Source organism: Nocardia jiangsuensis (assembly GCF_042650385.1).
GTDB classification, from domain to species: domain Bacteria; phylum Actinomycetota; class Actinomycetes; order Mycobacteriales; family Mycobacteriaceae; genus Nocardia; species Nocardia jiangsuensis.
The window spans coordinates 95,343-118,989 of record NZ_JBHSAX010000014.1; the positions used below are offsets into that span (position 1 = coordinate 95,343).

The following is a 23,647-nucleotide window of genomic DNA, read 5'->3' on the forward strand; positions in this document are numbered from 1 at the left end:
GTGATTGTCCCCGGACCGCTCAGCCCCTGTCGGCGGAATCCACGAGGTGCTCGAAGGCGCGCAGGTTCTGCAGCGACTCGCCGCGCGAGACCCGCCACTTCCACTCCTTGCGGATGGACTCCGCGAAGCCCAGCTCCAGCAGGGTGTTGAAGTCCTGGTCCACCGCCTCGAGGATCTGGCCGAAGAGGCGATCCAGCTCGTCGGCGGTGACAGCGTGCGCGGAGATCCGGCCGACCAGGTAGATGTCGCCCACCTTGTCCAGCGTGTACGCCACCGCGTAGAGCCTGCGGTTGCGGCGCAGCAGGTATTTGTAGACGCCCTCGAAGTTCTCGTCCGGCTTCCGGCAGACGAAGCTCTCCACCCGCAGCCCGTGCGTGCCGACGGTGAGCATGACGTTGGTCTTGAGTTTGCGCTCGCCGGGGAGCACGACGACGAAGGTGCCGTCGCCGGGGCGGGTGTACTCGATCTCCCGCTCGCGCAGGGTCTCCTCGATCAGCTCGGCCGTTCCGGTCATCGCCGCACTCCCGTCCGGCGCCGCCACAGCGCCCGCGTCCTTGCCTGCCCCGGCTCGCCGAAGACGGGCTCGGGCCTTGCCTCCTCGCCGGCTACCCGCGGCAGGGCGGAATCATTCGCGGCGAGTTCGGCGCGCAGCCGCGCACCCGCGCGGCGCCGCCCGCCGAACTCGTCCAGCGCGGCGTCATAGCAGTTCAGCAGCCCGTCGGCGGTGTGCTCCCAGGAGAATCCCGCGGCGTGCGTCACCGCGGCGGCGCCCTTGGCGCGCAGCCCGGGTTCGTCGTCGAGCAGGGCGCCGAGCGCGTCGGCCCAATCCGGGGTGCGGTGGCCGGGGACGAGCAGCCCGGTCTCGCCGTGCCGCACCGCGGTGCTCAGCCCGCCGACGTCGGCGGCGAGTACGGGGGTGCCGCTGGCCTGCGCCTCGATGGCGACCAGGCCGAAGGACTCGTTGTGGCTCGGCACGGCGACCAGGTCGGCGGCCCGGTACACCTGTACCAGCCGCTCCGGCGGCTGCGGGGGAAGGAAGATCACCCGATCGCCGATGCCGAGCGCCTCGGCCAGCTCGATCAGCGCGTCCGGGCGCTGCAGCCCGGTGCCGGACGGCCCGCCGACGATGAGCACCCGGAGCCGGCGCGCGGGGTCGCGGCGGAGCAGCTCGGCGGCGGCGCGGACCAGCACGTCCGGCGCCTTGAGCGGCTGGATCCGGCCGATGAAGGCGACGATCCGCTCGCCGGGCGGCAGCCCGAGCTCACGCCGGGCGGCCACCCGGTCACCCGGGTGGTAGCGGGTGAGGTCGGCGCCGGGCGGCACCACGTCGACCCGGTCCGGCGAGGCGCCGTAGAGCTCGATGAGCTGCCGCGCCTCCTCGACGGTGTTGGCGATCATCCGGTCGGCCTCGGCGATGACCTGCTTCTCGCCGATCTCCCGGCTGGCAGGCTCCGGGGTGTCGCCATCGGCGAGCGCGGCGTTCTTCACGGCGGCCAGGGTGTGCGCGGTGTGCACCAGCGGCACCCGCCAGCGGTCCCGCGCCAGCCAGCCGACCTGGCCGGAGAGCCAGTAGTGCGAGTGCACCAGGTCGTAGTAGCCGGGCGCCTGCCGCGCCTCCTGGCGCAGCACCTCGGCGGTGAACGGGCACAGCTGGGTGGGCAGGTCGTGCTTGTCCAGCCCCTCGAACGGGCCCGCGACCACATTGCGGACGAGCACGCCGGGCGCGGCCTCCTGGACCGGGGGCAGGTTCGACGACGTCGCGCGGGTGAAGATCTCCACCTCGACCCCGCGCCGGGCCAGCTCCCGCGCGGTCTGCAGCACGTAGACGTTCATTCCGCCCGCATCGCCGGTGCCGGGCTGGGCCAACGGAGACGTGTGGACCGACAGCACGGCGATGCGACGCGGACAATGACTCACACACTCCATAGTGCACCGGTGACCGATACCCGCCACCACCGCTTCGGGCGTTGGTGAGAGCGGTCACAGGGAGTCGGCGAACTCCGTCACCTCGGCCACCCAGCGGGCCCGATCCTCCAGGAAGAGCCCGTGCTTGGCGCCCTCCCAGTAGGAGCCGCGCGCCTTCGGCGCGGTCTCCGCGATGTACCTGCCGTTGGCCACCGGGACCACCGGATCGGCGGTGCCGTGCAGGACCAGGACCGGGATGTCCAGCGTGCGCAACGTCGCGGTGTTGTCGACGGTCCGGTAGAACAGCGCCTTGCGCACGGCGGGCGGGGTGGCCAGGCTCGCGCCGAAGAGCCGCTGGGCGTCGACGCCGCGCTCCCGGCTCGGCCCGGTGTTGGCGTCGCCGAACGCGCCGAAGGCGCGCAGCGCCCGGCCCGGGCTCTCCTCGAAGACGCCGGGCATGGCGGCGCCGAGCGCGGGGCCGGGCTCGGCGCCGGGCACGCCCTTGCCGATGTTCGCCATGGCACCGGTGTAGATTGCGCCCGCCACCGCTTCGGTGCCGTGCGCGGCGAGGTAGTCGGTGAGCACGATGCCGCCGTAGGACCAGCCCAGGAGAATCGCGTCCCGCTCGATCCCGGCGTCGGCGAGCACCGCGGCGATGTCGGCGGCCCAGTTGGCCGGGTCGTCGTAGCCGCTCGGCGGGGCGCCGGAGTAGCCGTGGCCGCGCGAGTCGACCGCGAGCACCTGGAAGCGCTCGGCCAGATCGTCGGCGGCCCCGCCCCAGCAGCGCAGATCGGCGGACCAGCCGTGCAGCAGCACCAGTGGCCGCGCGCTCGGCGGGCCGCTGGACCGGTACACGATGCCGGTGCCGTCCGCGCTCTTCACTTCGCGTATCGCCATGATCCGAAGGCTAGACCGGGCCGCTGGAGCGCGGTTTCGCCGTACCCGGCCTGCCGGGTGCCGAGCGCAGCCCGCCTACGATCGAGACCATGAGCAGCCTGAACGCCGTCGTCACCGGAGCCAGCTCGGGAATCGGGGAGGCCACCGCGCGGCAACTCGCCGCTCAGGGCTACCACGTCTACGTGGGCGCGCGCCGGCTCGACCGGCTGCGGGGGCTCGCCGAGGAGATCGGCGGCACCGCCCTGGAGCTCGACGTCACCTCGGACGAGTCGGTCGCCGCCTTCGCCGACGCGATTCCGACGGCATCGATCCTGGTGAACAACGCGGGCGGCGCCAAGGGGCTGGCCACCGTGGCCGAGGCCGACCTGGACGACTGGCGCTGGATGTGGGAGACCAACGTGCTCGGCACGCTGCGCATCACGAAGGCGCTGCTGCCGAAGCTCATCGAGTCCGGCGACGGCCTGATCGTCACCATCACCTCGGTCGCCGCCTTCCACGCCTACGACAACGGCTCCGGCTACACCTCCGCCAAGCACGCCCAGGCGGTGCTGCACCGCACCATGCGCGGCGAGCTGCTCGGCAAGCCGGTGCGGCTCACCGAGATCGCGCCCGGCGCGGTGGAGACCGAGTTCTCGCTGGTCCGCTTCGACGGCGACGCGGAGAAGGCGGCCAAGGTGTACGAGGGGATCGACCCGCTGGTGGCGCAGGACATCGCGGAGATCGTCGGCTTCGTCGCCGCCCGCCCGCCGCACGTGAACCTGGACCAGATCATCGTCGCGCCGCGGGATCAAGCCGCGCCGGGGCGGTTCGCGCGCCGCTCCTGAGCCGCGCGGGCACGGGCCGCAACCGTTAGCATCGGACCGGTTCGGCAGTCGAGACGGTGGGAGTGGTCCGGTCGTGTTCAAGGGTTTCCGCGATTTCCTGCTCCGGGGAAACGTCATCGATCTCGCGGTCGCGGTGGTCATGGGTACCGCCTTCACCGCGGTCGTCACCTCGTTCTCGAGTGGGTTGATCAACCCGCTGCTCGCCGTCTTCGGCGGCACCGACGAACTCGGGCTCGGATTCCGGCTGGTGTCGAGCAAGCCGGCCACCTTCGTGGCGATCGGCCCGATCATCAGCGCGTTCCTGAACTTCGCGATCGTCGCCGCGGTGCTCTACTTCGTGCTGATCATGCCGATGCGGCACCTGACCAACCGGTTCGGCACGAAGAAGGCGGCCGAGCCGACCGAGACCGAGCTGCTCATCGAGATCCGCGACCTGCTCGCCCAGCGCGACGCCGAGGTGGCGCGGCACGAGGCCGATCACCGGCGGGTCGAGGCCGAGGTGGAGGCCGATGCCGCCGTCGACAGGGGCGCAGGCCAGGATTCGCCGCGCCGCTAGCCGTCGAGGGCGGACATCGACGCCCAGGTCGGCCAGTCGACGGCCCAGTCGTAGATGTCGCCGTCCGCCGCGGAGAGCGCGATCGAGGTGTTGGTGACCTCGACCGGGTCGCCGTAGCGCGCGGTCGGGAAGTAGGCGGCGGCGTCCTCCGGGGAGAGGTTGATGCAGCCGTTGGTGACATTGGCCGAGCCCTGCGCCGCCAGCGACTCCGGGTTGGCGTGGATGAACTCGCCGTTGTTGGAGATCCGCACCGCCCAGCGCTCGCGCACGTTCTCGTAGAACGGCGGGTTGGACATCAGGAAGTCCTCGTATTTCTCGGTGACCACGTGGATCCCGGAGCGGGTGACGTTGCGCGCTTCGTCGCCCTCGCCGTAGCTGGCGGCGAAGTCGAAGACGGTGCCGCCGTCGCGCACCACCCGGATCCGGTGCGTGGTGGCGTCGGCCTGCACGATCTGGCTGCGGCCGATGCTGAAATCGGTGGTCAGGTCGCCGTCGCCGTACGCGCCGCCGCCGAGCGCGACGCCGTAGAGCTTCGCGTCGACGTGCACCTCCGTACCCGGCTGCCAGTAGCTCTTCGGCCGCCAGTGCGCGCGGGCGCCGCCGTCGTCCGGCAGCCAGGCCCACGCCCCCTCGGTGGGCGGGTCGGTGGTGACCGTCAGCGCCTTCTCGGCCGCGGCCTTGTCCGGCACCGGGCCGGTGAACTTCAGGATGATCGGCGCCGCGATGCCGACCTCCTGGCCGTCGCCGATGTTCAGCGTGGCCGGGGTGGTCCCGGTCGGCGCCAGCGTGCTGAACCCGCCCTCGATCGGCACCGGCTTGCCGTCGGTGCCGATGGCGGTGCCGGTCCAGCTGTAGGTGGCGTCGTAGCCGAGCGGCTCGGTGACGGTGTACTCGCGCCGGTCCGCGCTCAGCACCCCGCTGACCTGCTTGCCCGCGGCATTGCTCAGCGCGACCTCGTCGATGGTGCCGTTCCGCACCGCGACCGAGATCTTCGCGGTCGGGCTGACGCCGGTGGCCTCGGCGCCGGGGTCGAGCGTGACCTGGGCGACCGGCTCGGCCGGTTCCGGCTCCGACCCGGAGCCGCCGGAGCCGCAGCTCGCGAGCAGCAGCGCGAACACGGAGAACACGACGGCCGCGAGCACGGCCACTGACCTTCGGGAAGCCTGGCGTATGCGCACTTCCTCGAATCTACGCGCGGCAGCGCGCTACCGCCGGAGCGCACCGGTCACACGGTGACCCCGACCGTCACCGGCTCGGGGTGCAGCCGGACCCCGAACCGCTCGGCGACGCCGTCGCGCACCGTGTGCGCCAGCGCGACCAGGTCGGCGGCGGTGGCGGCGCCGCGGTTGGTCAGCGCCAGCGTGTGCTTGGTGGAGAGCCGGGCCGGGGCATCGGCGCCGGGGAAGCCCCTGCCGAACCCGGCCCGCTCGATCAGCCAGCCCGCGGAGAACTTCACCCCGTCCGGCGCCGGGTAGACCGGCACCCGCACATCGCCGACCCGGGCCGCGATCGCCGCCCGCACCCGCTCCACCTCGGGCTCCGGCACCACCGGGTTGGTGAAGAAGGAGCCGGCGCTCCAGGTGTCGTGGTCGTCCGGGTTCAGCACCATGCCCTTGCTCGCGCGCAGCCGCAGCACCGCGTCGCGCACCTCGGCGGCGGGCCTGGTCTCGCCCTCCTGGGCGCCGAAGGCCGCGGCCAGTTCCCCGAAGCGCAGCGGCGCGCTGGCGCCGGTCGGGTCGAGCGCGAACTCCACCGCGAGCACGACCGCGGCATCCGAGTGCTTGAGCAGGCTGGTCCGGTAGCCCAAGCCGAGCTCCGACGGCTCCGCCCAGCGCACTTCACCGCTCGCCCGATCCAGCAGCCGGACCCGGCGCAGCGGCCCCGCCACCTCGACGCCGTACGCGCCGACGTTCTGCACCGGGGTCGCACCCGCCGAGCCGGGGATGCCGGAGAGGCACTCCAGCCCGCCGAACCCGGCGGCGACGGTCCGCGCCACCACCTCGTCCCAGACCGCGCCCGCCTCGGCGAGCACCGAGTCGGCGGTCAGCTCGACCCCGGCGTTCGCGATCCGCACCACGACGCCCGGGAACCCCTCGTCGGCGATCAGCAGATTGGAGCCGCCCGCCAGCAGCAGCACCGGGATCTCGGCCGCGTCCAGCGCGCCGACGGTGCGGACGAGGGCCGCCTCATCGGCACATTCGGCCACGGTCGCCGGGCCGCCGACGCGGAGCGTCGTCAGCCCGGCCAGCGGCACGTCGGGGCGCACTTCGGCACCGGAATCGGCCAGCAGTTCGCGCACCTCGTCCGAGGAGACCACCCGAGTAGATCGCACGCTGCAGACGGTAGCGTGTCCGACCATGGCGACCCCCCTGGCGTACACCGCCCGCTACTCCCATTCGGCCGCGGCCGTGCGCGCGGCGATCGCCGACGAGCAGTACTGGAAGGACCGGATCGCCGAGGTCGGCGGGCCGAACGCCAGGCTGGATCGGATCACCATCGATGGCGACCGGGTGCACGCGGAGCTGGTGCAGGCCATCGCCGCCGAGCTGCTGCCCGCCGCGATCACCGCGGTGCGCCCCGGCGACCTGATCATCCCGCGGGTCGAGGAGTGGACCGGCGACACCGGGACCTTCACCGCCAAGGTCGAAGGCGCCCCCGCCGAGGTGCGCGGCAGCATCGCGCTCGCCGCCGACGGGTCCGGCTCGGTCGCGACCATCACCGGCAGCATCGAGGTCAAGGTTCCGCTCTTCGGCGGGAAGATCGAGGCGGCCATCGCGGAGCGGCTGGTCGAGCTGCTCGGCAACGAAGCCGAGTTCACCAACACCTGGATCGCGCAGCACTGAGCTGGGGCGCGGCACCACGCCGCGCGCGGGTGAATTGTGGGCGTTCCCCACATCGCCCGCCGTGTGTGGTGTGCCCCGCGGGCACCGGTAACGTGTCGGCTCATGGCTCGCCGACTCGACTACTCCGCTCGCTACCCGCTGCACACCACCCAGGAGCTGTACGCGGCGCTGTCGACCCGCGACTACTGGGAGGCCAGGGTCGAGGAGATGCGGAAGTACTCACCCAACCACGTGGTCAGCGTGGATTCCGCGGAGACGGGCATCGAGGTCGTGCTCGAGCACATCATCCCGCGCGAGATGCTGCCGGAGATGGCGCAGACCGTGCTCCGCAAGGACATGGTGATCACCCGCAAGGAGAGCTGGGGCCCCTTCCGCGAGGACGAGGTGCACGGCAAGTACTCGGCCTCGATCCCGGCCGGGCCGGGCAGCCTGAACGGCACCATCCGGCTCTTCCCGACCGAGACCGGCAGCACCATCCGCTACTCCTCCGAGGCCAAGGTCTTCATCCCCATGGTCGGGCCGCGGCTGGAGCAGCTGATCCTGGTGAACCTGGTCGACCTGTTCCGCGCCGAAGCCGAAGAGACGCTGAAGTGGCTGGAAGCGGGAACGCCGGCGCGCTGAGCCGGCGGCCGGTCGGCACCGTCACCCGCGGCACCACCGGGGTCAACCGGCTGCGCCGCAGTGACCGGCAGCTGGTGGCCGACCCACTGATCCGCGCCCGGCTGCTGGACGCCGCCGACCCGCTGGTCGTCGATCTCGGCTACGGCGCGCAGCCGTGGACCACGCTGGAGCTCGCTGCCCGGCTGCGCGCGGTGCGCCCCGACCTCCGGGTGACCGGGCTCGAGATCGACCCGGAGCGGGTGGTGCCCGGCCGCGACGGGGTGAGCTTCGCGCGCGGCGGGTTCGAGCTGGCCGGGCTGCGGCCGACCCTGGTGCGCGCCTTCAACGTGCTGCGCCAGTACCCGGAGTCGGCCGTCCCGGAGGCGTGGGCGACCGTGCTCGGGAATCTGGCGCCGGACGGGCTGCTGGTCGACGGCACCTGCGACGAGCTGGGCAGGCGCTGCGCCTGGATCCTGCTCGACCGCACCGGGCCGCTGACGCTCGCCCTGGCCTGGGATCCGTTCACCGTCGAGCGGCCGTCCGACATCGCGGAGCGGCTGCCGAAGGCGCTCATCCACCGCAATGTGCCGGGCGAGCCGATCCACGCGCTGCTCACCGCCGCCGACCGCGCCTGGGCGCAGGCCGCGCCGGTGGCCACCTTCGGGCCGCGGTTCCGCTGGCGGGTCGCCGCCGAAGCGCTTGCCGCGCAGGGTATCCCGCTGCGGATCTTCCGGCGCCGCATGCGCGACTGCGTCCTGAGCGTCCCCTGGGCACACGTCGCGCCCGCACGCTGAGCAGCGCGCCTACACCGCCGCGAGCGCCCGGTGCACCCGGGCGGCGGCGCGCGGCGCGAGCCCGACGCCCGCGGCGCGGATCTCCCCCGCCGCGCACCGGCCGATGGCGACGGCGTCCGCCACCACCTCGTCCAGCGCGACCTGCGCGATATCGCCCTCGGCGAGGTCGAGCACGGTACGCACCGGCGTCGTCACCAGGAACGGCCCGGCCGACTCCACCTCGGCGCCGGTCAGCGCCCGGCGCAGCACGACGACCCGCGGCGTCACCGGCGGCCGCCCGGCGGGGACCGAGAGGTGCAGGAACCGGGGCCGCAGCCGCCCGAGGCCGTGCAGGTCGGCGGCGCTCTGGTGCGAGACCGCCACCTCGTCGTCGAACCACGCCGCCCACATCGCGTACTCGTCCAGCGGCCCGACCGGTGACCCGGCGATCCGCAGCATGCCCATGGCGGCCCGCGCTATCGAGCCGTCCTCCAGCCCGGCGCGCACCCGCGCCTCACATCCCGCGCGCATCACCTGACGCGCCGTGAAGAACCCGGCGTGCCGCGCCGCCAGTTCGTGCAGTTCCGCCCAGCCGTGCAAGCGGCGGCTCGCATCGTTGCCCGCCATGCTCCGAGATTACGCCGTAAGGCTGTGCCGCATGTCACATTCCGCCCGGATCCGTCCCAACCGGCGGACCTTGGCAGAGCCTTCACCATGTCCACAGAACCGGCTCAGACTTGTGCGGAAGAATCGAGCGCCATGAGCACAGCACCGTCCCTCGCCCGGCGCACCGACCGGCGGCGTCCGCTGGTGATCGCCCTCGTCGTGGTCGTTCTACTGCTCGGCAGCGCCATCGTCGGCACCGAGGCCTACGCGCGGCACCAGGTCTCGCGATGCATCAGTTCCCAGTTCGAGCGGGAGATGGGCTCGACCATCGACGTCTCCTTCGGCCCGAAGCCCCTGCTGCTCACCTACATCGACGGCAAGGTGCCCGAGGTGACGGTGGACAGCAACGACAACCGCTTCGGCCCGGCCGAGGGCATGGTCGTGCACGCGACCTTCACCGACGTCGTCCTGAACGACGACGGCGGCGGCAGCGTCGGCGCCTCCTCGGCCGAGGTCACCTGGAGCAACGAGGGCATCGCGCAGACCCTCGCCGGCATGGTGACCGGGGTGAAGTCCTCGGCGAGCAGCGGCACCGTCACCATGGACGTGCTCGGCGGGCTGGCCCAGCTCGAGGTGCGCCCGCAGGTGCGCTCCGACAAGGTCGTCGTCGACACCACCGCCGCCCAGTTCCTCGGCATCGGGCTCCCCACCGACCTGGTGCAGGGCATCGTCGACCTGTTCACGCAGAGCCTGCAGGCCTTCCCGATCGGCATGCGGGCCGATCGGATCGACGTCACCGACAGCGGGATCGACGTGCACCTCACCGGCGGCCACTTCGACCTGGACACGAACGCCGCGAACAGCAACCAGGAGGTCCGCTGCTGAGCTCAGTCCGGAAACCCGTCCAGCACCGCGCGCGAGCCGGAGAGGCCGAGCCGGGTGGCGCCCGCGGCGAGCAACTCCGCCGCGGCCGCCGCCGTGCGGATGCCGCCGCTCGCCTTCACCCCGAGCCGTCCGCCCACGGTCTCGGCCATCAGCCGCACCGCGGCCACGCTCGCCCCGCCCGCCGGGTGGAAGCCGGTGGAGGTCTTGACGAAGTTCGCGCCCGCCCGCTCGGCGGCCAGGCACACCTCCACGATGGCATCGTCGCGCAGCGCGGCGGATTCGATGATCACCTTGAGCACCGTCCGCTCGCCGACCGCCTCGCGCACCGTGACGATGTCGGCGAGCACCGCGGCGTAGTCGCCCGCGACGGCGGCGCCGAGGTCGATCACCATGTCCACCTCGTCCGCGCCCTGCTCCACCGCGAGGCGCCCCTCGGCCCCCTTGACCAGCGAGTGGTGCTTGCCGGAGGGAAAGCCCGCGACGGTCGCGACCACCAGCCCCCGCGCCCGCACCGGCAGCATGGCCGGCGAGACGCAGATCGCCGGCACCCCGAGCTCGCGCGCCTCGGCGATCAGCGCGGTGACCCCGGCCTGCGTCGCCTCGGGGACGAGCAGCGTGTGGTCGATGACGGCGGCGACTTCGGCCCGGCTCGGCCACGCGGGTTCTGCCATGAGGTGAAAGTCTGGCACACGGGCGGCGAATTGCATTGCGGGCCTCGGCCGCTCGAGGGGAGACTCGAATGGTGCTGATCCGCCGCGAACACGCTGACGACATCGCCGATATCGCCGCCGTGCATCGGAGCGCGTTCGCCGAACGCGATACCGGGCGGGCCGCCGCCGACCCGGCCGAGGTCGGGCTGGTCGGCGCGCTGCGCGGCGGCGACGCCTGGATCCCGACGCTCTCGCTGGTCGCGGAGGAGCACGGCACCGTCGTCGGGCACGTCTGCCTGACCAGGGCAGCGGTCGGCCCCTTCCCGGTGCTCGCGCTCGGCCCGCTCGGAGTACTGCGGGAGCGGCAGCGGGACGGCATCGGCGGCGCGCTGGTCCATGCGGCGCTCGGCGCGGCGGACGCGCTGGACGAACCGCTGGTCGGGCTGCTCGGCAGCCTGGACTACTACCCGCGGTTCGGCTTCGCCCCGGCCGCCCGGTACGGCATCGCGCCGGACCGGACGGAGTGGGCGTCGCACCTCCAGGTACGCCCGCTCACCGCCTTCGACAGCCGGATCGCGGGGGAATTCCGCTACGCCGACGCGTTCTACGAGCTCTGAGCCCGGTTTGCAAGGATGGGCGGATGACCTCCGCCCCGAACGACCGACGCTTCGTGCTGACCCTCGGCTGCCCGGACCGCCCGGGCATCATCGCCAGGATCACCTCGTTCATCGCCGAGTTCGGCGGCTCCATCGTGGAGGCGGGCTACTACTCCGACCCGGACAACGCCTGGTTCTTCACCAGGCAGGCCATCGCGGCCGGGACCGTCCCGTTCGAGCTCGCCGAGCTGCGCGACCGGTTCGCCGGGGTGGCGGCCGACTTCGGGCCCGGCACCGAGTGGCAGCTGCACGACACCGGCGAGCGCCGTCGGGCGGTGCTGCTGGTCAGCAGGGACGCGCACTGCCTGCACGACCTGCTCGGCCGGGCCACCAGCGGCGAGCTGCCTGCCACCATCGAGGCGGTGATCGGCAACCACCCCGACCTGGCCGGGATCACCGAGGCGCACGGCGTGCGCTTCCACCACGTCCCCTTCCCCAAGGACCCGGCCGAGCGCGGCCCCGCCTTCGCCAGGGTGCGCGAGCTGGTCGACGAACACGACCCGCACGCCGTCGTCCTCGCCCGCTTCATGCAGGTGCTCCCCGCGCACCTGTGCCAGCACTGGGCCGGGCGGGCGATCAACATCCACCACAGCTTCCTCCCCTCCTTCGTCGGCGCGCGGCCGTACCACCAGGCGTTCGCGCGCGGGGTGAAGCTGATCGGCGCGACCTGCCACTACGTCACCGCCGAGCTGGACGCCGGGCCGATCATCGAGCAGGACGTCACCCGGATCGACCACGCCGACGAGGTGCGCGACATGGTGCGGCAGGGCCGCGACATCGAGCGCGTCGTGCTGGCCCGCGGGCTGCGCTGGCACCTGGAGGGCCGGGTGCTGGTGCACGGCCGCCGGACGGTGGTCTTCTCCTAGCCGGCGGCGGGCATCCGCTCGTCGCCCGCGGCGACGAGCACCCGGGCCAGCTCCTCGTTGAACTGCGGGTAGGCCTCGACATTGCCGAGGTGGCCGGTGGGAAGCACGGCTTGGCGCTCCAGATTGCCCGACTCGCGGAGCAACTCGGCGATCCGATCGGCGTGCACGCGCGGGGTCAGGTGGTCGAACTCCCCCGCCAGCACCGTGGTCGGCACCGAGAGGTGCCGCGCCGCGTCGCCGAGGTCCATCTCGGCCAGCAGCAGCCCGAACTTGGCGCGCACCAGCGACGGGCAGGAGCGCACCACGCCCATGCTGTAGTCGAGCAGCTCCCGGGTCGAGCTCGGGTGCATGATGCCGCGGGCGAAGAGCCAGCGGATCGGCGCGACCGGCGGGAAGAGGATCGGCAGCCCGAGCCCGAGCCTGCCTACCACCAGCGGCAGCGCCAGCTTGCGGCGCAGGAAGCGCGCGGTCCGGTTGAACCAGGGCAGCACCGTGGTCTCGGCGACCAGCCGGCCGGAGGCGGTGTTGGTGAGCAGCACCGCGCGCGCCTGCTCGCGCACCCGCTCCGGGTAGCGCGCGGCCCAGGCCTGCACCGTCATCCCGCCCAGGCTGTGCCCGACCAGCACCGCGCGCTCGCCGGGCGCGAGCGCGGCATCCAGCACCGCGACCAGGTCGTCGGCGAGCACGTCCATGGAGAGCTTGCCGCGGCCGAGTTCGCTGCCGCCGTGGCCGCGCTGGTCGTAGGCGATCACCCGGTACTCGCCGGCGAAGGTGTTGATCTGCGCGTTCCAATACTCGATGGCGCAGGTCCAGCCGTGGATCAGCACCACGGGCTTCGCGTCCTCCGGGCCGTAGGCGTACACCCGCAGCCTGGTGCCGTCCGCCGCCCGCACCTCGAGCGTGCGGCGCGGGGCGGTCGGGCGGTTCAGCAGGGCGGTGGCGTAGGTGCGGGAGCGCAGCCCCGCTCGGTACCCGGCCATCCTGCGCAGCTTCTTCGCGCGCATCGGACACTCCTTCGTGTTACTGCTACTTACAGTAACTCCGAAGGGGTGGTGGAGCCAGCCCGGCGGGTGCTACCAGCGCGGCCCGCGCTGCACCTCGTCCACCTTCGGGCGGACGTCGGCCAGGTAGATGCCGGTGGCGATGATCGAGATGAAGGCGAGCAGCCCGAGCCCGCCGAACGAGAGCAGCAGGAGCAGCAGCGCGACCGCCAGGATCCCGGACCAGATCGGCTTGGTGAGCTTGTCGACCGCCGTGAAGGCATCGGAACGCTGGCGCAGGGCGTGGATCAACGCGAATGCCGTCGCCCCGAACGCGAGCGCCCAGAGCACGAGCATGATGATCCCGGTCATTCCGTTCACCGTGTTCACGCCACCCATGATAGGGGTGCGCCCCCGCGCCCAGACAGGACGCGGGGGCTCGGTGGCGCTGTCGGGATCAGGCCCCTTCGGTGGTGGCCTTCTTGCGCGGGGCGGGCTTCTTGACCGGCGCCGGCTTCGGCGCGGCGGCCTGGCCCTCGGTCGGGGCGACGTCGGTGGCGACGGAGACCACCTCGGCCTCGACCACCGGTGCGGCGTCGACGACCTCGGCCGCCTTCTCCTCGGCGGCCCTTGCCTGCCTGCCGAGCAGGTCGCTCACCCGGCCGACGACGCCCTCGGCGCTCTTCACGGTGTCGTTGTAGATGGTCTCGACGCGCTGGATCCGCTCGTCGACGACCTGGTTGGCGCGCAGCCGGTCGACGGTCTCCTCGCCGCGCGAGGCGAGGTCGGCGTAGATGTCGAGCGCCTGGCGGTAGTACTGCTCGGCGATCCGGCGCAGCTCCTCCGGGGTGAACTTCTCGCGCAGCGCGGCCAGATCCTCCGGCAGCTCGGACGGCAGCCCGGACAGCCGCTCGCGCAGCGAGTCGAACTGCGCCTGCACCTCTGTCCTGGTGAGCCGCTCGCGGGCCTCGTCGACCCGGGTCTGCACGTCGGTGGCGACGGCGCGCTCGCGCACCTGGCCGACGGCGTCGAGCACGGCGGTGTAGACGGCGTCACCGGCGCCGACGGTGGCGAAGACGGTCTTGGTCACGGTGGCGTTCTTCTCGGTCATGGTGTTTCGCTCTCCTGGCTCCGTTGGGCCTGATCGGGCAGGCCATCGGTATGCGTGCGTGGAACGTCGTCGTCCCGGCCGGTCCCCGAGCCGCCGCCGTTCTCCCGGCGGAACGACTCGTAGATATCGAGGAGCACCTGCTTCTGCCGCTCACTGATCGTGGTGTCGGCCAGCAGGGCGTCCCGGATCGGACCGTGTGGCCGTTGCTCGAGAAAGCCGGCCCGTACGTACAACACCTCCGAGGACACCCGCAGCGCCTTGGCGATCTGCGCGAGCACCTCGGCGGAGGGGTTGCGCAGCCCGCGCTCGATCTGGCTGAGATACGGATTGCTCACCCCGGCCAGAGCGGCGAGCTGTCGCAGCGAGACCTGCGCGGATTCCCGCTGCGACCGGATGAAACCTCCGATGTCCTGCGCCGCGTGGACGACGCGCGCCGTTTTCTCGCCGGCTCCGGACATGTCGGGGTCTTCTGCCATCACTCACCTTCCGGTGGGTTGTACACACACGAGTGTAGGGAAAAGTGCTAGCTCTTGCAAGCACTCTGCTAGCAGTTGCGAACTCAACCGCCGAACATCAGATGCGACACCGTGTAGATCGCGAGCCCGGCGAGCGAGCCGACCACCGTGCCGTTGATCCGGATGAACTGCAGGTCACGGCCTACCTGCAGCTCGATCTTCTTGCTCGCCTCGTCCGCGTCCCAGCGGGCGACGGTATCGGTGACCAGGGTGGAGATCTCGGCCGCGTAGTTGCCGACCAGATAGCGCGCGCCGCGGTCGATCCAGCCGTCCACCCGGCCGCGCATCCCCTCGTCGTCGCGCAGCCGCTCGCCCAGCCTGCGCACGTTCTCGTCCACCTTGCGGCGCAGCGTGCTGTCCGGGTCGTCGGCGGATTCCAGGATCAGCCGCTTGGCCGCGCGCCAGGTGGCCTCGGCCATGCCGGTGATCTCGGCCCGCCCCATGACCTGGCTCTTGATCCGCTCGGCCTTGGCGATCATGGCCGCGTCGTGCTGCAGGTCGTGCGCGAACTCCTCCAGGAACTTGTTCGCCGCGAGCCGCACCTCGTGCTGCGGGTCCGAGCGCACCTTCCAGGTGAACTCGACCAGCTCGCGGTAGATGCGCTCGGCGAGCATGACGTTGGCGAACTTCGGCGCCCACTGCGGCGCGTCCCGGTGCACGATCCGGTCGATCGTCTCCTGGCTGCCGAGCGCCCACTGGTGCGCGCGCTCGGCCAGCAGGTCGAGCAGCGCCAGCTGCCGGTTGTCCGCGAGCAGCTCGGCGAGCACCCGCCCGATCGGCGGCCCCCACTGCGGCTCGGCGATCCGCTTGACGATGGTGTTGTCGATGATCTGCTCGACATCGGAGTCGCGCAGCGCCCCGACCACCGCGCGCAGCAGCGTCGAGCTCTCCTGCGCGACCCGCGCGGCGTTCTCCGGCGTCGCCATCCAGCGCCCGACCCGCAGCGAGACCTGCGCCGACGCCAACCGGGCCGACACCACCTCTGGAGCGAGGAAGTTGGTGCCGACGAAGCTGCCGAGGCTGGCCCCGAGCTGGTCCTTCTTCTTCCTGATGATGGCGGTGTGCGGGATCGGCAGCCCGAGCGGGTGCCGGAAGAGCGCCGTCACCGCGAACCAGTCGGCCAGCGCGCCGACCATGCCCGCCTCGGAGGCGGCGCGCACGTAGCCGACCCAGGGGGCGACCCCGCCGCGCGACTCCAGCCAGCGGCAGAACAGATAGATCACGGTGGCCAGCACCAGCAGGCCGCTCGCGAAGACCTTCATCCGGCGCAGGTCGCGCTTCTTGGCCTCCTCGTCCATGAGGCCGGCGAGTCCCGGGGGCGCGGGCTTACGGCCGGCCGGTGCGAGCACGGCGGCGGTGCCGGGATCTGTGTGCATGTGTCCATTCTGTCCATCCCGGGGCGGAAGTGCCCAGATATGTGTTACCGGCCGCATCGGCGGCTATTCCCCCCTATCCCGCGCGCCGGGAACTAGGCTGGAGCCCGCACCGGCACCGAGAGCATCCGACAACACGACCGAGGAGTCACGCTGTCCACCGAAGACCTCGTCGAACTCGGCGAAGTGACCGATCGACCGTCGGCGGTGCGGACCGGCCGGATGGACGGCCGGAAACGCCGCTGGCGCCAGCACAAGATCGACCGCCGCGAAGAACTCGTGGACGGCACGCTCGCCGCCGTCCGGGTGCGCGGCAGCACCGCCGGAATGGACGAGATCGCCGCCGAGATCGGCGTCTCCAAGACGGTGCTCTACCGCTACTTCTCGGACAAGAACGACCTGGTCCGGGCCACCATGCAGCGGTTCATCGAGACCACCCTGATGCCGAAGGTCTACGGCGCGATCAGCCTGGACGCCGACGAGTACCAGCTGGTCCGCTCGGCGCTCGCGGAGTACGTCGGCACGGTCGACGAGGACCCCGAGGTCTACCGCTTCATCATGGGCAACGGGTCGGCTGACCAGTCCTCGCTCGCGGAGTTCGAGCGGCTCTTCGCCGAGGTGGTCGCCGCGGTGATCACCGAGCGCGCCACCGAGAAGGGCATCGACACCGAGGGCGCCATGCTCTGGTCGTACGTGCTGGTCGGCGGTATCCAGCTGGCCACGCACTGGTGGACGACGCACAAGACCATGGACCGCGACCAGGTCATCGACTACCTGACCATGATGACCTGGAGCGCCATCGAGGGCATGGCGCGGGCGGGCGGCTCGCGGCAGACCTTCACCGCGCAGGAGCACGTCCTCCCGAACCCACCGCAACCGTAGAACCGACCGGTAACTTCGTTGGAGTGGCCCGGGTCACAGACATTCTCGACACGTCGACGGCTCCGGTTAGTCTGATCGCGAGCGGGTGGCCCACGTCACCGCGCGGGCACCAACGGAGGTACTCGATGGCGAAGCACGTGCCGACATCCCGGCTCGCTCGCGGCACCAAGCTCGGCGCGGTCGCCGCAGGCTCCGTGATCCGCTCCCGCCGCACCAGGCTCTCCATGCGCGGCCGCTCCGAGGCGGTGCGCGCCAAGATGGCCGAGGAGTCGATGATCCGCACCACCGAGCAGGTGGTCATGGTGCTCGGCACCATGAAGGGCGTCGCCATGAAGCTCGGCCAGATGATGTCGGTGCTCGACCTGGACCTGGTGCCCGAGGAGCACCGCGAGCGGTTCCAGCAGCGGCTCGCGGTGCTGCGCGATGCCGCGCCGACGGTCTCCTTCGGGGCCATGCGCGCGGTGATCGAGGAGGATCTGGGCAGGCCGCTGGGCGAGCTCTTCGCCGAGTTCGGCACCGAGCCGGTGGCGGCGGCCTCGATCGGGCAGGTGTACCTCGGGGTGCTGCACGACGGCCGCCGGGTCGCGGTGAAGGTGCAGTATCCGGGGATCGACGCGGCGGTCCGCGCCGACCTGAAGAACCTGGCCATGTTCCGCAAGGTGCTGCAGTCCGCCATGCCCTGGGTGACGCCCGCGGTGCTGGACGAGCTGCGGCTCAACATGGAGGGCGAGCTCGACTACCTGGCCGAGGCGCGGACCCAGCAGCAGATCGCCGCGCTCTACGCCGACCACCCGTTCATCGTGGTCCCGCACGCCGTCCCGGAGCTGAGCAGCACCCGGGTGCTGGTCAGCGAGTACATCGACGGCCGCGGCTTCGAGGAGGTGCGCGCGCTGCCCGCCGCCGAACGGAACCGGATCGGCGAGATCATCTACCGCTTCTACGTGGGGTCGCTCTTCACCTTCGGCGAGTTCTGCGGCGATCCGCACCCGGGCAACGTGCTGCTGGCGGCCGACGGCCGGGTCGGCTTCCTGGATTTCGGGCTGTACAACCGGATGGACACCGACCACGTCCGGTTCGAGATCACCTGCCTGCGCGCCGCCGCCGAGGACCGCGCGGAGGAGCTGCGCGAACTCATGATCCAGCGCGGCGTGATCGATTCGCCGGACGAGATCGGCGCCGAGGAGTGTCTGGAGTACGTGCTCTCCGCCTCCGAGTGGTGTCTGGTCGACGAGGAGATCGCCATCACCCCCGAGCTGGCCAGCGGCGCCTTCCTGCTGGCGGTGGATCCGCGGGCGAGCGAGTTCACCGGCATGAAGCAGCAGAACCTGCCGCCGGAGCACCTGTTCTCCCGGCGCGCCGATTTCCTCACCTTCGGCATGCTCGGCCAGCTCGGCTGCACCGTGAACTGGCATCGCGTCGCCCGCGAGTGGCTCTACGACGAGCCGCCGGTGACCGAGCTCGGCAAGGCGCACCACGCGTGGCTGGCGGAGCGCCCGGCGGGGCGCCCGACCACCCCGACCACCCCGCCCGCGCCTGCCGCCCGCCGCCGGGCCAAGCGCTCCTGAACTGTCCGTCCATCGAAAGGGAAGCCGCACCCATGCCCGAAACCCGTGAACTCGACCTCGTCCTCTTCGGCGCGACCGGCTTCGTCGGCAAGATCATCGCCGAGTACCTGACCAGGGCGGCGCCCGCGGGCGCGCGGATCGGGCTGGCCGGGCGCACCAGGAGCAAGCTGGAGCAGGTGCGGAGCGGGCTCGGGCCGGTCGCGGCGGAGTGGGAGCTGATCGAGGCGGACGTGAACGACCCGTCCACGCTGAACGCCATGGTCGCCAGGACCACCGCCGTGCTCACCACGGTCGGGCCGTACCTGCGCTACGGCATGCCGCTGGTGGCGGCCTGCGCGCACGCGGGCACGCACTACGCCGACCTGACCGGCGAGGTGCCCTTCGTCCGCGAGGCCATCGACCGGTACCAGGACATCGCGGTCGGCAGCGGCGCCAAGATCGTGAACTCCTGCGGCTACGACTCGGTGCCCTCCGATCTCAGCGTCTACCAGCTGTACAAGCGGACGGTCGCGGACAACACCGGCGAACTCACCGACGTCACCCTGATCGCCGCGGTGAAGGGCGGCGTCAGCGGCGGCACCGTGGACTCGCTGCGCGCCATGGTCGAGGAGGCCGCGACCGACCCGGCCAAGGCCAGGCTGCTCACCCACCCGTACGCGCTGAGCCCGGACACCGAGCGCGAGCCGAAGGTCGGCAGGCAGACCGACCAGACGCTGCAGCGCGCGAGCGCCATCCACCCCGGGCTGCCCGGCTGGGTAGGCACCTTCGTGATGGCTGCGCACAACACCAAGATCGTGCGGCGCAGCAACGGCCTGCTCGGCTGGGTGTACGGCAAGAACTTCAAGTACCGCGAGGTGATGACGGCGGGCCGCTCGCCGCTCGCCCCGGTGGCCGCGGCGGCGCTGGCGGGCGGCACCGCCGCGGGCGTGGCGACCACCGCCGTGCTGAGCCGCTTCGCGGTCGGGCGCAAGGTGCTCGACACCGTGCTGCCCGCGCCGGGCACCGGCCCGAGCGAGAAGACCAGGGTGAACGGCTGGTTCCGGATGAAGACCTACGCGAACACCACCTCCGGCACCACCTACCTGGCCACCTTCGAGGGCAAGGGCGACCCCGGCTACCAGGCCACCGCGGTGATGTTCGCCGAGGCCGGGCTCGCGCTCGCCTTCGACCGGGAGAAGCAGAGCGAGCTGACCGGCATCCTCACCCCCGCCGCCGCCATCGGCGACGCGCTCACCGACCGGCTGCGCGACGCCGGGATGACCATCGAGGTCGAGCCGGTCCGGTGAACCTCGCCCGCCGCACCATGAACGCGCCCGCGCTCGCCGCCGTCTACGAGCGGGCGTGGCGCCCGGCGCTGTTCTACCTGGCCAGCGGCCGCAGCATGGACACCGACCGCCGCGACGCGGTGCGCACGCTGCGGCTCTCCGGCCCCAAGCGGGTACTCGACCTGGCCTGCGGCCCCGGCAATTTCACCGGGCACCTGAGCCGTGAGCTGACCGGCGACGGCCGGGTGGTCGGCCTCGACTACTCCGAACCCATGCTCGCGCAGGCGATCCGCGACAACGCCGCACCCCGCGCCGGCTATGTCCGCGGCGACGCCCGCACCCTGCCCTTCGCGGACGGCACCTTCGACGCCGTGTGCTGCTTCGGCGCGCTCTACCTCATCCCCGACCCGATCCGCGCCACCAGGGAGATGATCCGGGTCCTCGCCCCCGGCGGCCGCATCGCGATCAGCACCAGCCACCGCACCCCCGGCTGGTTCGGCGCCCTGAGCACCGCCGTCGGCGCAGCGGGCGGCCTCCGCGTCTTCGACACCGAGACCTTCCCCGCGCTCTTCGCCGAGCACGGCCTCACCGACATCGACCAGCAACTCCATCGGCTGCTGCAATACGTGAGCGCCACCCGCCCCGCCTAGTTACCGCTCAACTCCAGCATGCGGCGCAGAATACCGGGTGCGAAAGTGATCTCGAATTCGGTTGCGCCCCCGTCGAAGACGAAGGTCACGTGGTCCGGCCTGGCCGCGCGCCCGAGCCGGACCACGCATCGCTCGTCGACGATCAACCACCCGCCGCCGGTCAATGGATCGAACATGGCACCCCTCCCCACTCCCCCTGAACGGGCTGCACCAGAGCCCGTTTGGATTGTTCCAGCGGCGCCCCGGGTGGTGTCAATGCGGTGGCGGCGTGTCGTCGGCGCGTCAGACCGCGAACCAGCGGTCCGGTTGCTGGACAACGTCGTCCACCCGGACAAGCACCCCGTCGGCGGTGTGCCGGGCGGAGCGACGCACCAGCACCGCGGCCGGGTCGGGCAGGCTCAGGTGCTCCCGTTCGAAGGCGCTCGCGAGCCGCGCGGTGACCCGATCGTGGCCGAACGCCACCCGTACCCCGGCCACCTCGGCCAGGTACCGGCCGGAGCCGCCCGGCAGCGCGTCGGCCCGCGCCAGCAGAGGCGCCCGCGCGGCAACGCCCGGTGCGAACCACGAGGTCACCAGCGCGGCGACCCCGGAGTCGCCGCGCACGAGGCGAATACGCGCCACCGGCGTGCCGTCGGGGAACTCGGGGCGCAGTGAGTCCGGCGCGGGTTCGGCGCCTGCCCGCAGCAGCCGCACGGCGGGATCGGTGACGGCGCCGCCGGCCAGGCCGGGCTCGGCGTCGGCCACCACATCCGGGGTGGCGCCGAGCGCGGGCCAGCGATAGCCGTCGCCCGGGTAACCCATGTGTAGCCCCGGCTCGTCCCGCGCGATAGCCGCGACCGCCCGCTCGACCACGAAACTGCCCGACTGCGGCCGGGTCTCGACCAGCCCGAGCCTGCGCAGCTCGCGCAGCGCCTTGTTGGCGGTGAGCCGGGCCACGCTCCACTGCGCCGCCAGCTCGCGCTCCGACGGCACCTCGGCGCCGGGCGGCAGCTCGCCCTCCTCGATCCGGGCGGCGAAGTGCCTGGCGATCTGCAGATACTTGGGCAGCGCCGGATTTTCGGCAGCGTCGCTCACGGTTCCCCTCCCCCTCGGCGGCTCATGCGACCACCGGCAGTGTACTTTTCCCGCGCATCGCTACGCCGCGGGACCACCGAGTGCCTCGGTGGGCGGCATCCGCGATCCGGCAGAGTTCGGCACCACCCCGCGGCAACGTCGTCCACGCACGGAGCGGTCGGGGGATCGGCCGGGCTCGCCAGAAATCCCGACGGACCGGATTCCCCGGAGTTTGCGCTGCCCACCAGCCAATACCCGCCGGTACAGTGCGGATGAGCAGGGGTAACGCCAGAAGGGTGGGGCACATGGGGATTCCGGATACCGGGCAGTCGGCGGCGCGTGCGCTCTATGCCGCGGCCAGGGAGGGCGACCCCGGTGTCGTCGCGCTGGACGAGGATGTCGCGAGCGGGCTCGCCGCCGCCTGCGACGACCTCGTCGCCGAGCTGGGCCGGATCGCCGAGCGCGGGCAGGGGCTGGACGCCGTGCGCGGCTTCCCCGCCCTGCCCACCGGCACCGGGCTGGCGCGCGGGTTCGGCGCCAAGGGGCAGGAGTTCCTGGCCACCGTGACCGCGTTCCAGCAGACGGCGCTGTTCTACAAGGCCGCCTATCTGGCGGCCGGTCGTCGTTTCGCCGATGCCGAGGCGGCGGCGGGCGCTGCCTTCGCCCTGGCCGGGGGCAGAGCGTGAACCGCCGAGATGACGCTGCCCCAGCCGGGTTACACCGCGGCGGCGCCGCCGACGCACGCCTCGCCGCGTCCACCGCGGCGGGGAACTGAGGCGGGGCAGTGGCCGATCATGCGGCACGGGCCGCCGCCGACGCCATCGGGGTGCGCAGCCGCGCACTGAGCGGCGCGGGCGCCACCGACCCGCCCTACGCCCCGGTCCGCGAGCGCTTCGCCGGCTACCCGCACCGGGAGATCTGGGAGCGGGTGCACGAGCAGCTCGACCCCGCCGCGCTCGGCCGCACCGCGACCGGCTGGCAGGGCGCCGCGGACGCGCTCGGCGAGGCCTTCCAGTCCTTCGCCGACGCCACCGCGCCGCTCTTCGCCCGCTGGTCGGGGCAGTCGGCGGCCACCGCGGCCGCCGCGACGAGGGAGTTCACCGCCGCAGGCACCGCGGCGAGCGACGTCTGCCGCACCATCCAGCGGCTGCTGGAGCTCAATGCCGAAGCGGCGCAGACGGTCCGCGCCGCCATCGTCCCGCCCCCGGAGTACCTGGCACTGCCCGACCCGGTGGCCGAGGCGGTGCACGGCGGCCGCAGGCGGATGGAGTACGAGGTGCTCGCGGCGACCGCGCTGGCCGACGCGCAGGACACCATGACCCATGTCTACACCCCGACCATGCCCGCCACCGGCGACGCGGTCCCCCGCTTCGCCGCGCCGCCCGCGGGCCCGGGCGGCGCGCGGTGAAGTGGGTGCTCGCCCCGGACGAGTTCAGCTACGTCTGGGAGAACGAGACCGGGCTGGACCGGCGGCCGTACCCCATCAACATGGCGCCGGCGGGCATCGTGCGCAGCGAGCACGAGCACGCGGCGCTGCGGCTGCCGCAGCGGTTCCCGCGCCAGGCCGACCCCGACCTGGCCGCCGCGCTCATGGTCTGCGCCCGCCCGGACGCCACCACGGTCACGGTCTCCGGCGAGCGCACCGTGCGCAGCCGGAACAACGGGAGCGCGCCGCACACCGAGCGCATCCTGCTCTACGCCGCCGTCGTGCACCACCACGCGAGCATCGTCGCCGCCGACCCGAAGCAGGTCACGGTGGTCATGTGCCACGCCAGGACGCTCGGCGAGCGGCTGGTGCAGCTGATCGGCTCGGCACGGGCGGGCCGGAACCCGGCGCTGCGCGAACCACAGGACGCCGTGCTGCACGGCCACTGCGAGACCTTCGGCTCCGGCGCCCGCCCCGGCACGGAAACCACCGGCGAGCCGGACAGGGGTGCTGCCCGCTTCCGGAAGATGTTGCGCCGCCCGGTCGACGGCCGCGGCTTCGTCACGGTGACCGTCTCGCCGGACGACCCCATGTCGCCGCCGACCAGGCACCGCAGCTGGCTCGATCTCAGCGGCGACGGCCGGTACCTGCTCACCACCGCGCACGACCTCACCCTGACCCCGGTCGACGACGCGGAGTTCGCCGCGCAGCTGACCCGGCTGGCCCAGATCCGCTGAGCGGAGCCGCCCGCGTGGTAGGTGTGGGG

Annotated in this window: 29 protein-coding genes; 15 read left to right on the forward strand and 14 right to left on the reverse strand. The window is 72.4% G+C overall.

The features are described 5' to 3' along the window. Positions 1 to 19: 19 nt before the first annotated feature. Genes ACFO0B_RS14655 through ACFO0B_RS14665 form a run of 3 tightly spaced genes read right to left on the reverse strand, consistent with a single transcriptional unit; the run spans position 20 to position 2,802 of the window. Positions 20 to 514, reverse strand: a complete 495-nt coding sequence (locus ACFO0B_RS14655) for a type III secretion system chaperone family protein (RefSeq protein WP_378612976.1) — start codon at positions 512 to 514, stop codon at positions 20 to 22. Further along, a complete protein-coding gene (gene mshA / locus ACFO0B_RS14660) occupies positions 511 to 1,926 on the reverse strand; it encodes a D-inositol-3-phosphate glycosyltransferase (protein ID WP_378612977.1) in 1,416 nt (471 codons plus the stop codon). Before mshA ends, ACFO0B_RS14655 begins: the two co-directional genes overlap by 4 nt. Positions 1,927 to 1,980: 54 nt before the next feature. Next, positions 1,981 to 2,802, reverse strand: coding sequence for an alpha/beta fold hydrolase (locus tag ACFO0B_RS14665; RefSeq protein WP_378612978.1), 822 nt, complete (start codon positions 2,800 to 2,802; stop codon positions 1,981 to 1,983). Between the two features lie 89 nt (positions 2,803 to 2,891). On the opposite strand from ACFO0B_RS14665, the gene ACFO0B_RS14670 reads away from it, so the two are divergent. Together ACFO0B_RS14670 and mscL are read left to right on the forward strand one after the other, a co-directional pair. Further along, positions 2,892 to 3,626: an SDR family NAD(P)-dependent oxidoreductase gene (locus tag ACFO0B_RS14670; RefSeq protein ID WP_378612979.1), complete on the forward strand. Its 735-nt coding sequence runs from the start codon at positions 2,892 to 2,894 to the stop codon at positions 3,624 to 3,626. Positions 3,627 to 3,699: 73 nt separating this feature from the next. Continuing rightward, complete coding sequence (gene mscL, locus ACFO0B_RS14675) at positions 3,700 to 4,182, forward strand: large conductance mechanosensitive channel protein MscL (protein WP_378612980.1); 483 nt, start codon at positions 3,700 to 3,702, stop codon at positions 4,180 to 4,182. On the opposite strand, the gene ACFO0B_RS14680 is transcribed toward mscL, so the two are convergent. Together ACFO0B_RS14680 and ACFO0B_RS14685 are read right to left on the reverse strand one after the other, a co-directional pair. Next, complete coding sequence (locus ACFO0B_RS14680) at positions 4,179 to 5,330, reverse strand: L,D-transpeptidase (RefSeq protein WP_449289792.1); 1,152 nt, start codon at positions 5,328 to 5,330, stop codon at positions 4,179 to 4,181. The two genes, mscL and ACFO0B_RS14680, sit on opposite strands and share 4 nt — an antisense overlap. A gap of 77 nt (positions 5,331 to 5,407) precedes the next feature. Beyond that, positions 5,408 to 6,499 carry a UDP-N-acetylmuramate dehydrogenase gene (locus ACFO0B_RS14685; RefSeq protein ID WP_378613806.1) on the reverse strand — a complete coding sequence of 364 codons (1,092 nt, stop codon included), beginning with the start codon at positions 6,497 to 6,499 and terminating at the stop codon, positions 5,408 to 5,410. A gap of 40 nt (positions 6,500 to 6,539) precedes the next feature. Between ACFO0B_RS14685 and ACFO0B_RS14690 the strand changes: the two genes are divergently transcribed. From ACFO0B_RS14690 to ACFO0B_RS14700, 3 genes are all read left to right on the forward strand, one after another. Next, complete coding sequence (locus ACFO0B_RS14690; protein ID WP_378612982.1) at positions 6,540 to 7,025, forward strand: DUF2505 domain-containing protein; 486 nt, start codon at positions 6,540 to 6,542, stop codon at positions 7,023 to 7,025. A 102-nt stretch (positions 7,026 to 7,127) separates the two neighbouring features. Further along, complete coding sequence (locus ACFO0B_RS14695; RefSeq protein ID WP_378612983.1) at positions 7,128 to 7,646, forward strand: DUF2505 domain-containing protein; 519 nt, start codon at positions 7,128 to 7,130, stop codon at positions 7,644 to 7,646. After that, positions 7,616 to 8,419 (forward strand): class I SAM-dependent methyltransferase, encoded by an 804-nt coding sequence (locus ACFO0B_RS14700; protein WP_378612984.1) that lies wholly within the window; start codon positions 7,616 to 7,618, stop codon positions 8,417 to 8,419. The genes ACFO0B_RS14695 and ACFO0B_RS14700 overlap by 31 nt, the downstream gene beginning before the upstream one ends. 9 nt (positions 8,420 to 8,428) lie before the next feature. Here the strand turns inward: ACFO0B_RS14700 and ACFO0B_RS14705 are convergent, their stop codons facing one another. After that, entirely contained in the window at positions 8,429 to 9,025 is a 597-nt protein-coding gene (locus ACFO0B_RS14705; protein WP_378612985.1) for a hypothetical protein, read from the reverse strand. 132 nt (positions 9,026 to 9,157) lie between these two features. Here ACFO0B_RS14705 and ACFO0B_RS14710 point away from each other — a divergent pair, with 132 nt between their 5' ends. Then, the gene (locus ACFO0B_RS14710; protein WP_378612986.1) at positions 9,158 to 9,889 is read left to right on the forward strand and encodes an LmeA family phospholipid-binding protein; all 732 of its coding nucleotides are present in this window, start codon (positions 9,158 to 9,160) and stop codon (positions 9,887 to 9,889) included. Positions 9,890 to 9,891: 2 nt separating this feature from the next. On the opposite strand, the gene deoC is transcribed toward ACFO0B_RS14710, so the two are convergent. Beyond that, positions 9,892 to 10,560, reverse strand: coding sequence for a deoxyribose-phosphate aldolase (gene deoC / locus ACFO0B_RS14715; RefSeq protein WP_378612987.1), 669 nt, complete (start codon positions 10,558 to 10,560; stop codon positions 9,892 to 9,894). Positions 10,561 to 10,631: 71 nt separating this feature from the next. Here deoC and ACFO0B_RS14720 point away from each other — a divergent pair, with 71 nt between their 5' ends. Next, positions 10,632 to 11,156, forward strand: coding sequence for a GNAT family N-acetyltransferase (locus tag ACFO0B_RS14720; RefSeq protein ID WP_378613807.1), 525 nt, complete (start codon positions 10,632 to 10,634; stop codon positions 11,154 to 11,156). A gap of 23 nt (positions 11,157 to 11,179) precedes the next feature. Next, positions 11,180 to 12,061 carry a formyltetrahydrofolate deformylase gene (purU, locus tag ACFO0B_RS14725; protein WP_233020745.1) on the forward strand — a complete coding sequence of 294 codons (882 nt, stop codon included), beginning with the start codon at positions 11,180 to 11,182 and terminating at the stop codon, positions 12,059 to 12,061. Here the strand turns inward: purU and ACFO0B_RS14730 are convergent. From ACFO0B_RS14730 to ACFO0B_RS14750, 5 genes are all read right to left on the reverse strand, one after another. After that, positions 12,058 to 13,065 (reverse strand): alpha/beta fold hydrolase, encoded by a 1,008-nt coding sequence (locus ACFO0B_RS14730; RefSeq protein WP_378612988.1) that lies wholly within the window; start codon positions 13,063 to 13,065, stop codon positions 12,058 to 12,060. The genes purU and ACFO0B_RS14730 overlap by 4 nt on opposite strands. Before the next feature lie 69 nt (positions 13,066 to 13,134). After that, the gene (locus ACFO0B_RS14735; protein ID WP_233020747.1) at positions 13,135 to 13,440 is read right to left on the reverse strand and encodes a DUF2516 family protein; all 306 of its coding nucleotides are present in this window, start codon (positions 13,438 to 13,440) and stop codon (positions 13,135 to 13,137) included. A gap of 58 nt (positions 13,441 to 13,498) precedes the next feature. Then, positions 13,499 to 14,152 (reverse strand): heparin-binding hemagglutinin, encoded by a 654-nt coding sequence (locus ACFO0B_RS14740; protein WP_378612989.1) that lies wholly within the window; start codon positions 14,150 to 14,152, stop codon positions 13,499 to 13,501. Continuing rightward, positions 14,149 to 14,628, reverse strand: coding sequence for a helix-turn-helix domain-containing protein (locus ACFO0B_RS14745; protein ID WP_378612990.1), 480 nt, complete (start codon positions 14,626 to 14,628; stop codon positions 14,149 to 14,151). The genes ACFO0B_RS14740 and ACFO0B_RS14745 overlap by 4 nt, the downstream gene beginning before the upstream one ends. Positions 14,629 to 14,711: 83 nt before the next feature. Continuing rightward, entirely contained in the window at positions 14,712 to 15,965 is a 1,254-nt protein-coding gene (locus tag ACFO0B_RS14750; RefSeq protein ID WP_378613808.1) for a DUF445 domain-containing protein, read from the reverse strand. Positions 15,966 to 16,247: 282 nt separating this feature from the next. On the opposite strand from ACFO0B_RS14750, the gene ACFO0B_RS14755 reads away from it, so the two are divergent. From ACFO0B_RS14755 to ACFO0B_RS14770, 4 genes are all read left to right on the forward strand, one after another. Further along, positions 16,248 to 16,922 carry a TetR/AcrR family transcriptional regulator gene (locus ACFO0B_RS14755; RefSeq protein ID WP_378613809.1) on the forward strand — a complete coding sequence of 225 codons (675 nt, stop codon included), beginning with the start codon at positions 16,248 to 16,250 and terminating at the stop codon, positions 16,920 to 16,922. Positions 16,923 to 17,047: 125 nt separating this feature from the next. Beyond that, positions 17,048 to 18,487, forward strand: a complete 1,440-nt coding sequence (locus ACFO0B_RS14760; protein ID WP_378612991.1) for an ABC1 kinase family protein — start codon at positions 17,048 to 17,050, stop codon at positions 18,485 to 18,487. A gap of 32 nt (positions 18,488 to 18,519) precedes the next feature. Then, on the forward strand, positions 18,520 to 19,773 hold the full coding sequence (locus ACFO0B_RS14765; RefSeq protein ID WP_378612992.1) for a saccharopine dehydrogenase family protein: 1,254 nt from the start codon (positions 18,520 to 18,522) through the stop codon (positions 19,771 to 19,773). After that, positions 19,770 to 20,402, forward strand: a complete 633-nt coding sequence (locus ACFO0B_RS14770) for a class I SAM-dependent methyltransferase (protein WP_378612993.1) — start codon at positions 19,770 to 19,772, stop codon at positions 20,400 to 20,402. The genes ACFO0B_RS14765 and ACFO0B_RS14770 overlap by 4 nt, the downstream gene beginning before the upstream one ends. Here the strand turns inward: ACFO0B_RS14770 and ACFO0B_RS14775 are convergent. Further along, positions 20,399 to 20,578: a hypothetical protein gene (locus ACFO0B_RS14775; RefSeq protein WP_378612994.1), complete on the reverse strand. Its 180-nt coding sequence runs from the start codon at positions 20,576 to 20,578 to the stop codon at positions 20,399 to 20,401. The genes ACFO0B_RS14770 and ACFO0B_RS14775 overlap by 4 nt on opposite strands. Positions 20,579 to 20,684: 106 nt before the next feature. Continuing rightward, positions 20,685 to 21,476: a GntR family transcriptional regulator gene (locus ACFO0B_RS14780; RefSeq protein ID WP_378612995.1), complete on the reverse strand. Its 792-nt coding sequence runs from the start codon at positions 21,474 to 21,476 to the stop codon at positions 20,685 to 20,687. Positions 21,477 to 21,760: 284 nt separating this feature from the next. Here ACFO0B_RS14780 and ACFO0B_RS14785 point away from each other — a divergent pair, with 284 nt between their 5' ends. From ACFO0B_RS14785 to ACFO0B_RS14795, 3 genes are all read left to right on the forward strand, one after another. After that, positions 21,761 to 22,141 (forward strand): hypothetical protein, encoded by a 381-nt coding sequence (locus tag ACFO0B_RS14785; protein ID WP_378612996.1) that lies wholly within the window; start codon positions 21,761 to 21,763, stop codon positions 22,139 to 22,141. Between the two features lie 98 nt (positions 22,142 to 22,239). Next, a complete protein-coding gene (locus ACFO0B_RS14790; protein WP_378612997.1) occupies positions 22,240 to 22,863 on the forward strand; it encodes a PPE domain-containing protein in 624 nt (207 codons plus the stop codon). Continuing rightward, positions 22,860 to 23,618 (forward strand): ESX secretion-associated protein EspG, encoded by a 759-nt coding sequence (locus ACFO0B_RS14795; protein ID WP_378612998.1) that lies wholly within the window; start codon positions 22,860 to 22,862, stop codon positions 23,616 to 23,618. The genes ACFO0B_RS14790 and ACFO0B_RS14795 overlap by 4 nt, the downstream gene beginning before the upstream one ends. Positions 23,619 to 23,647: the final 29 nt, after the last annotated feature.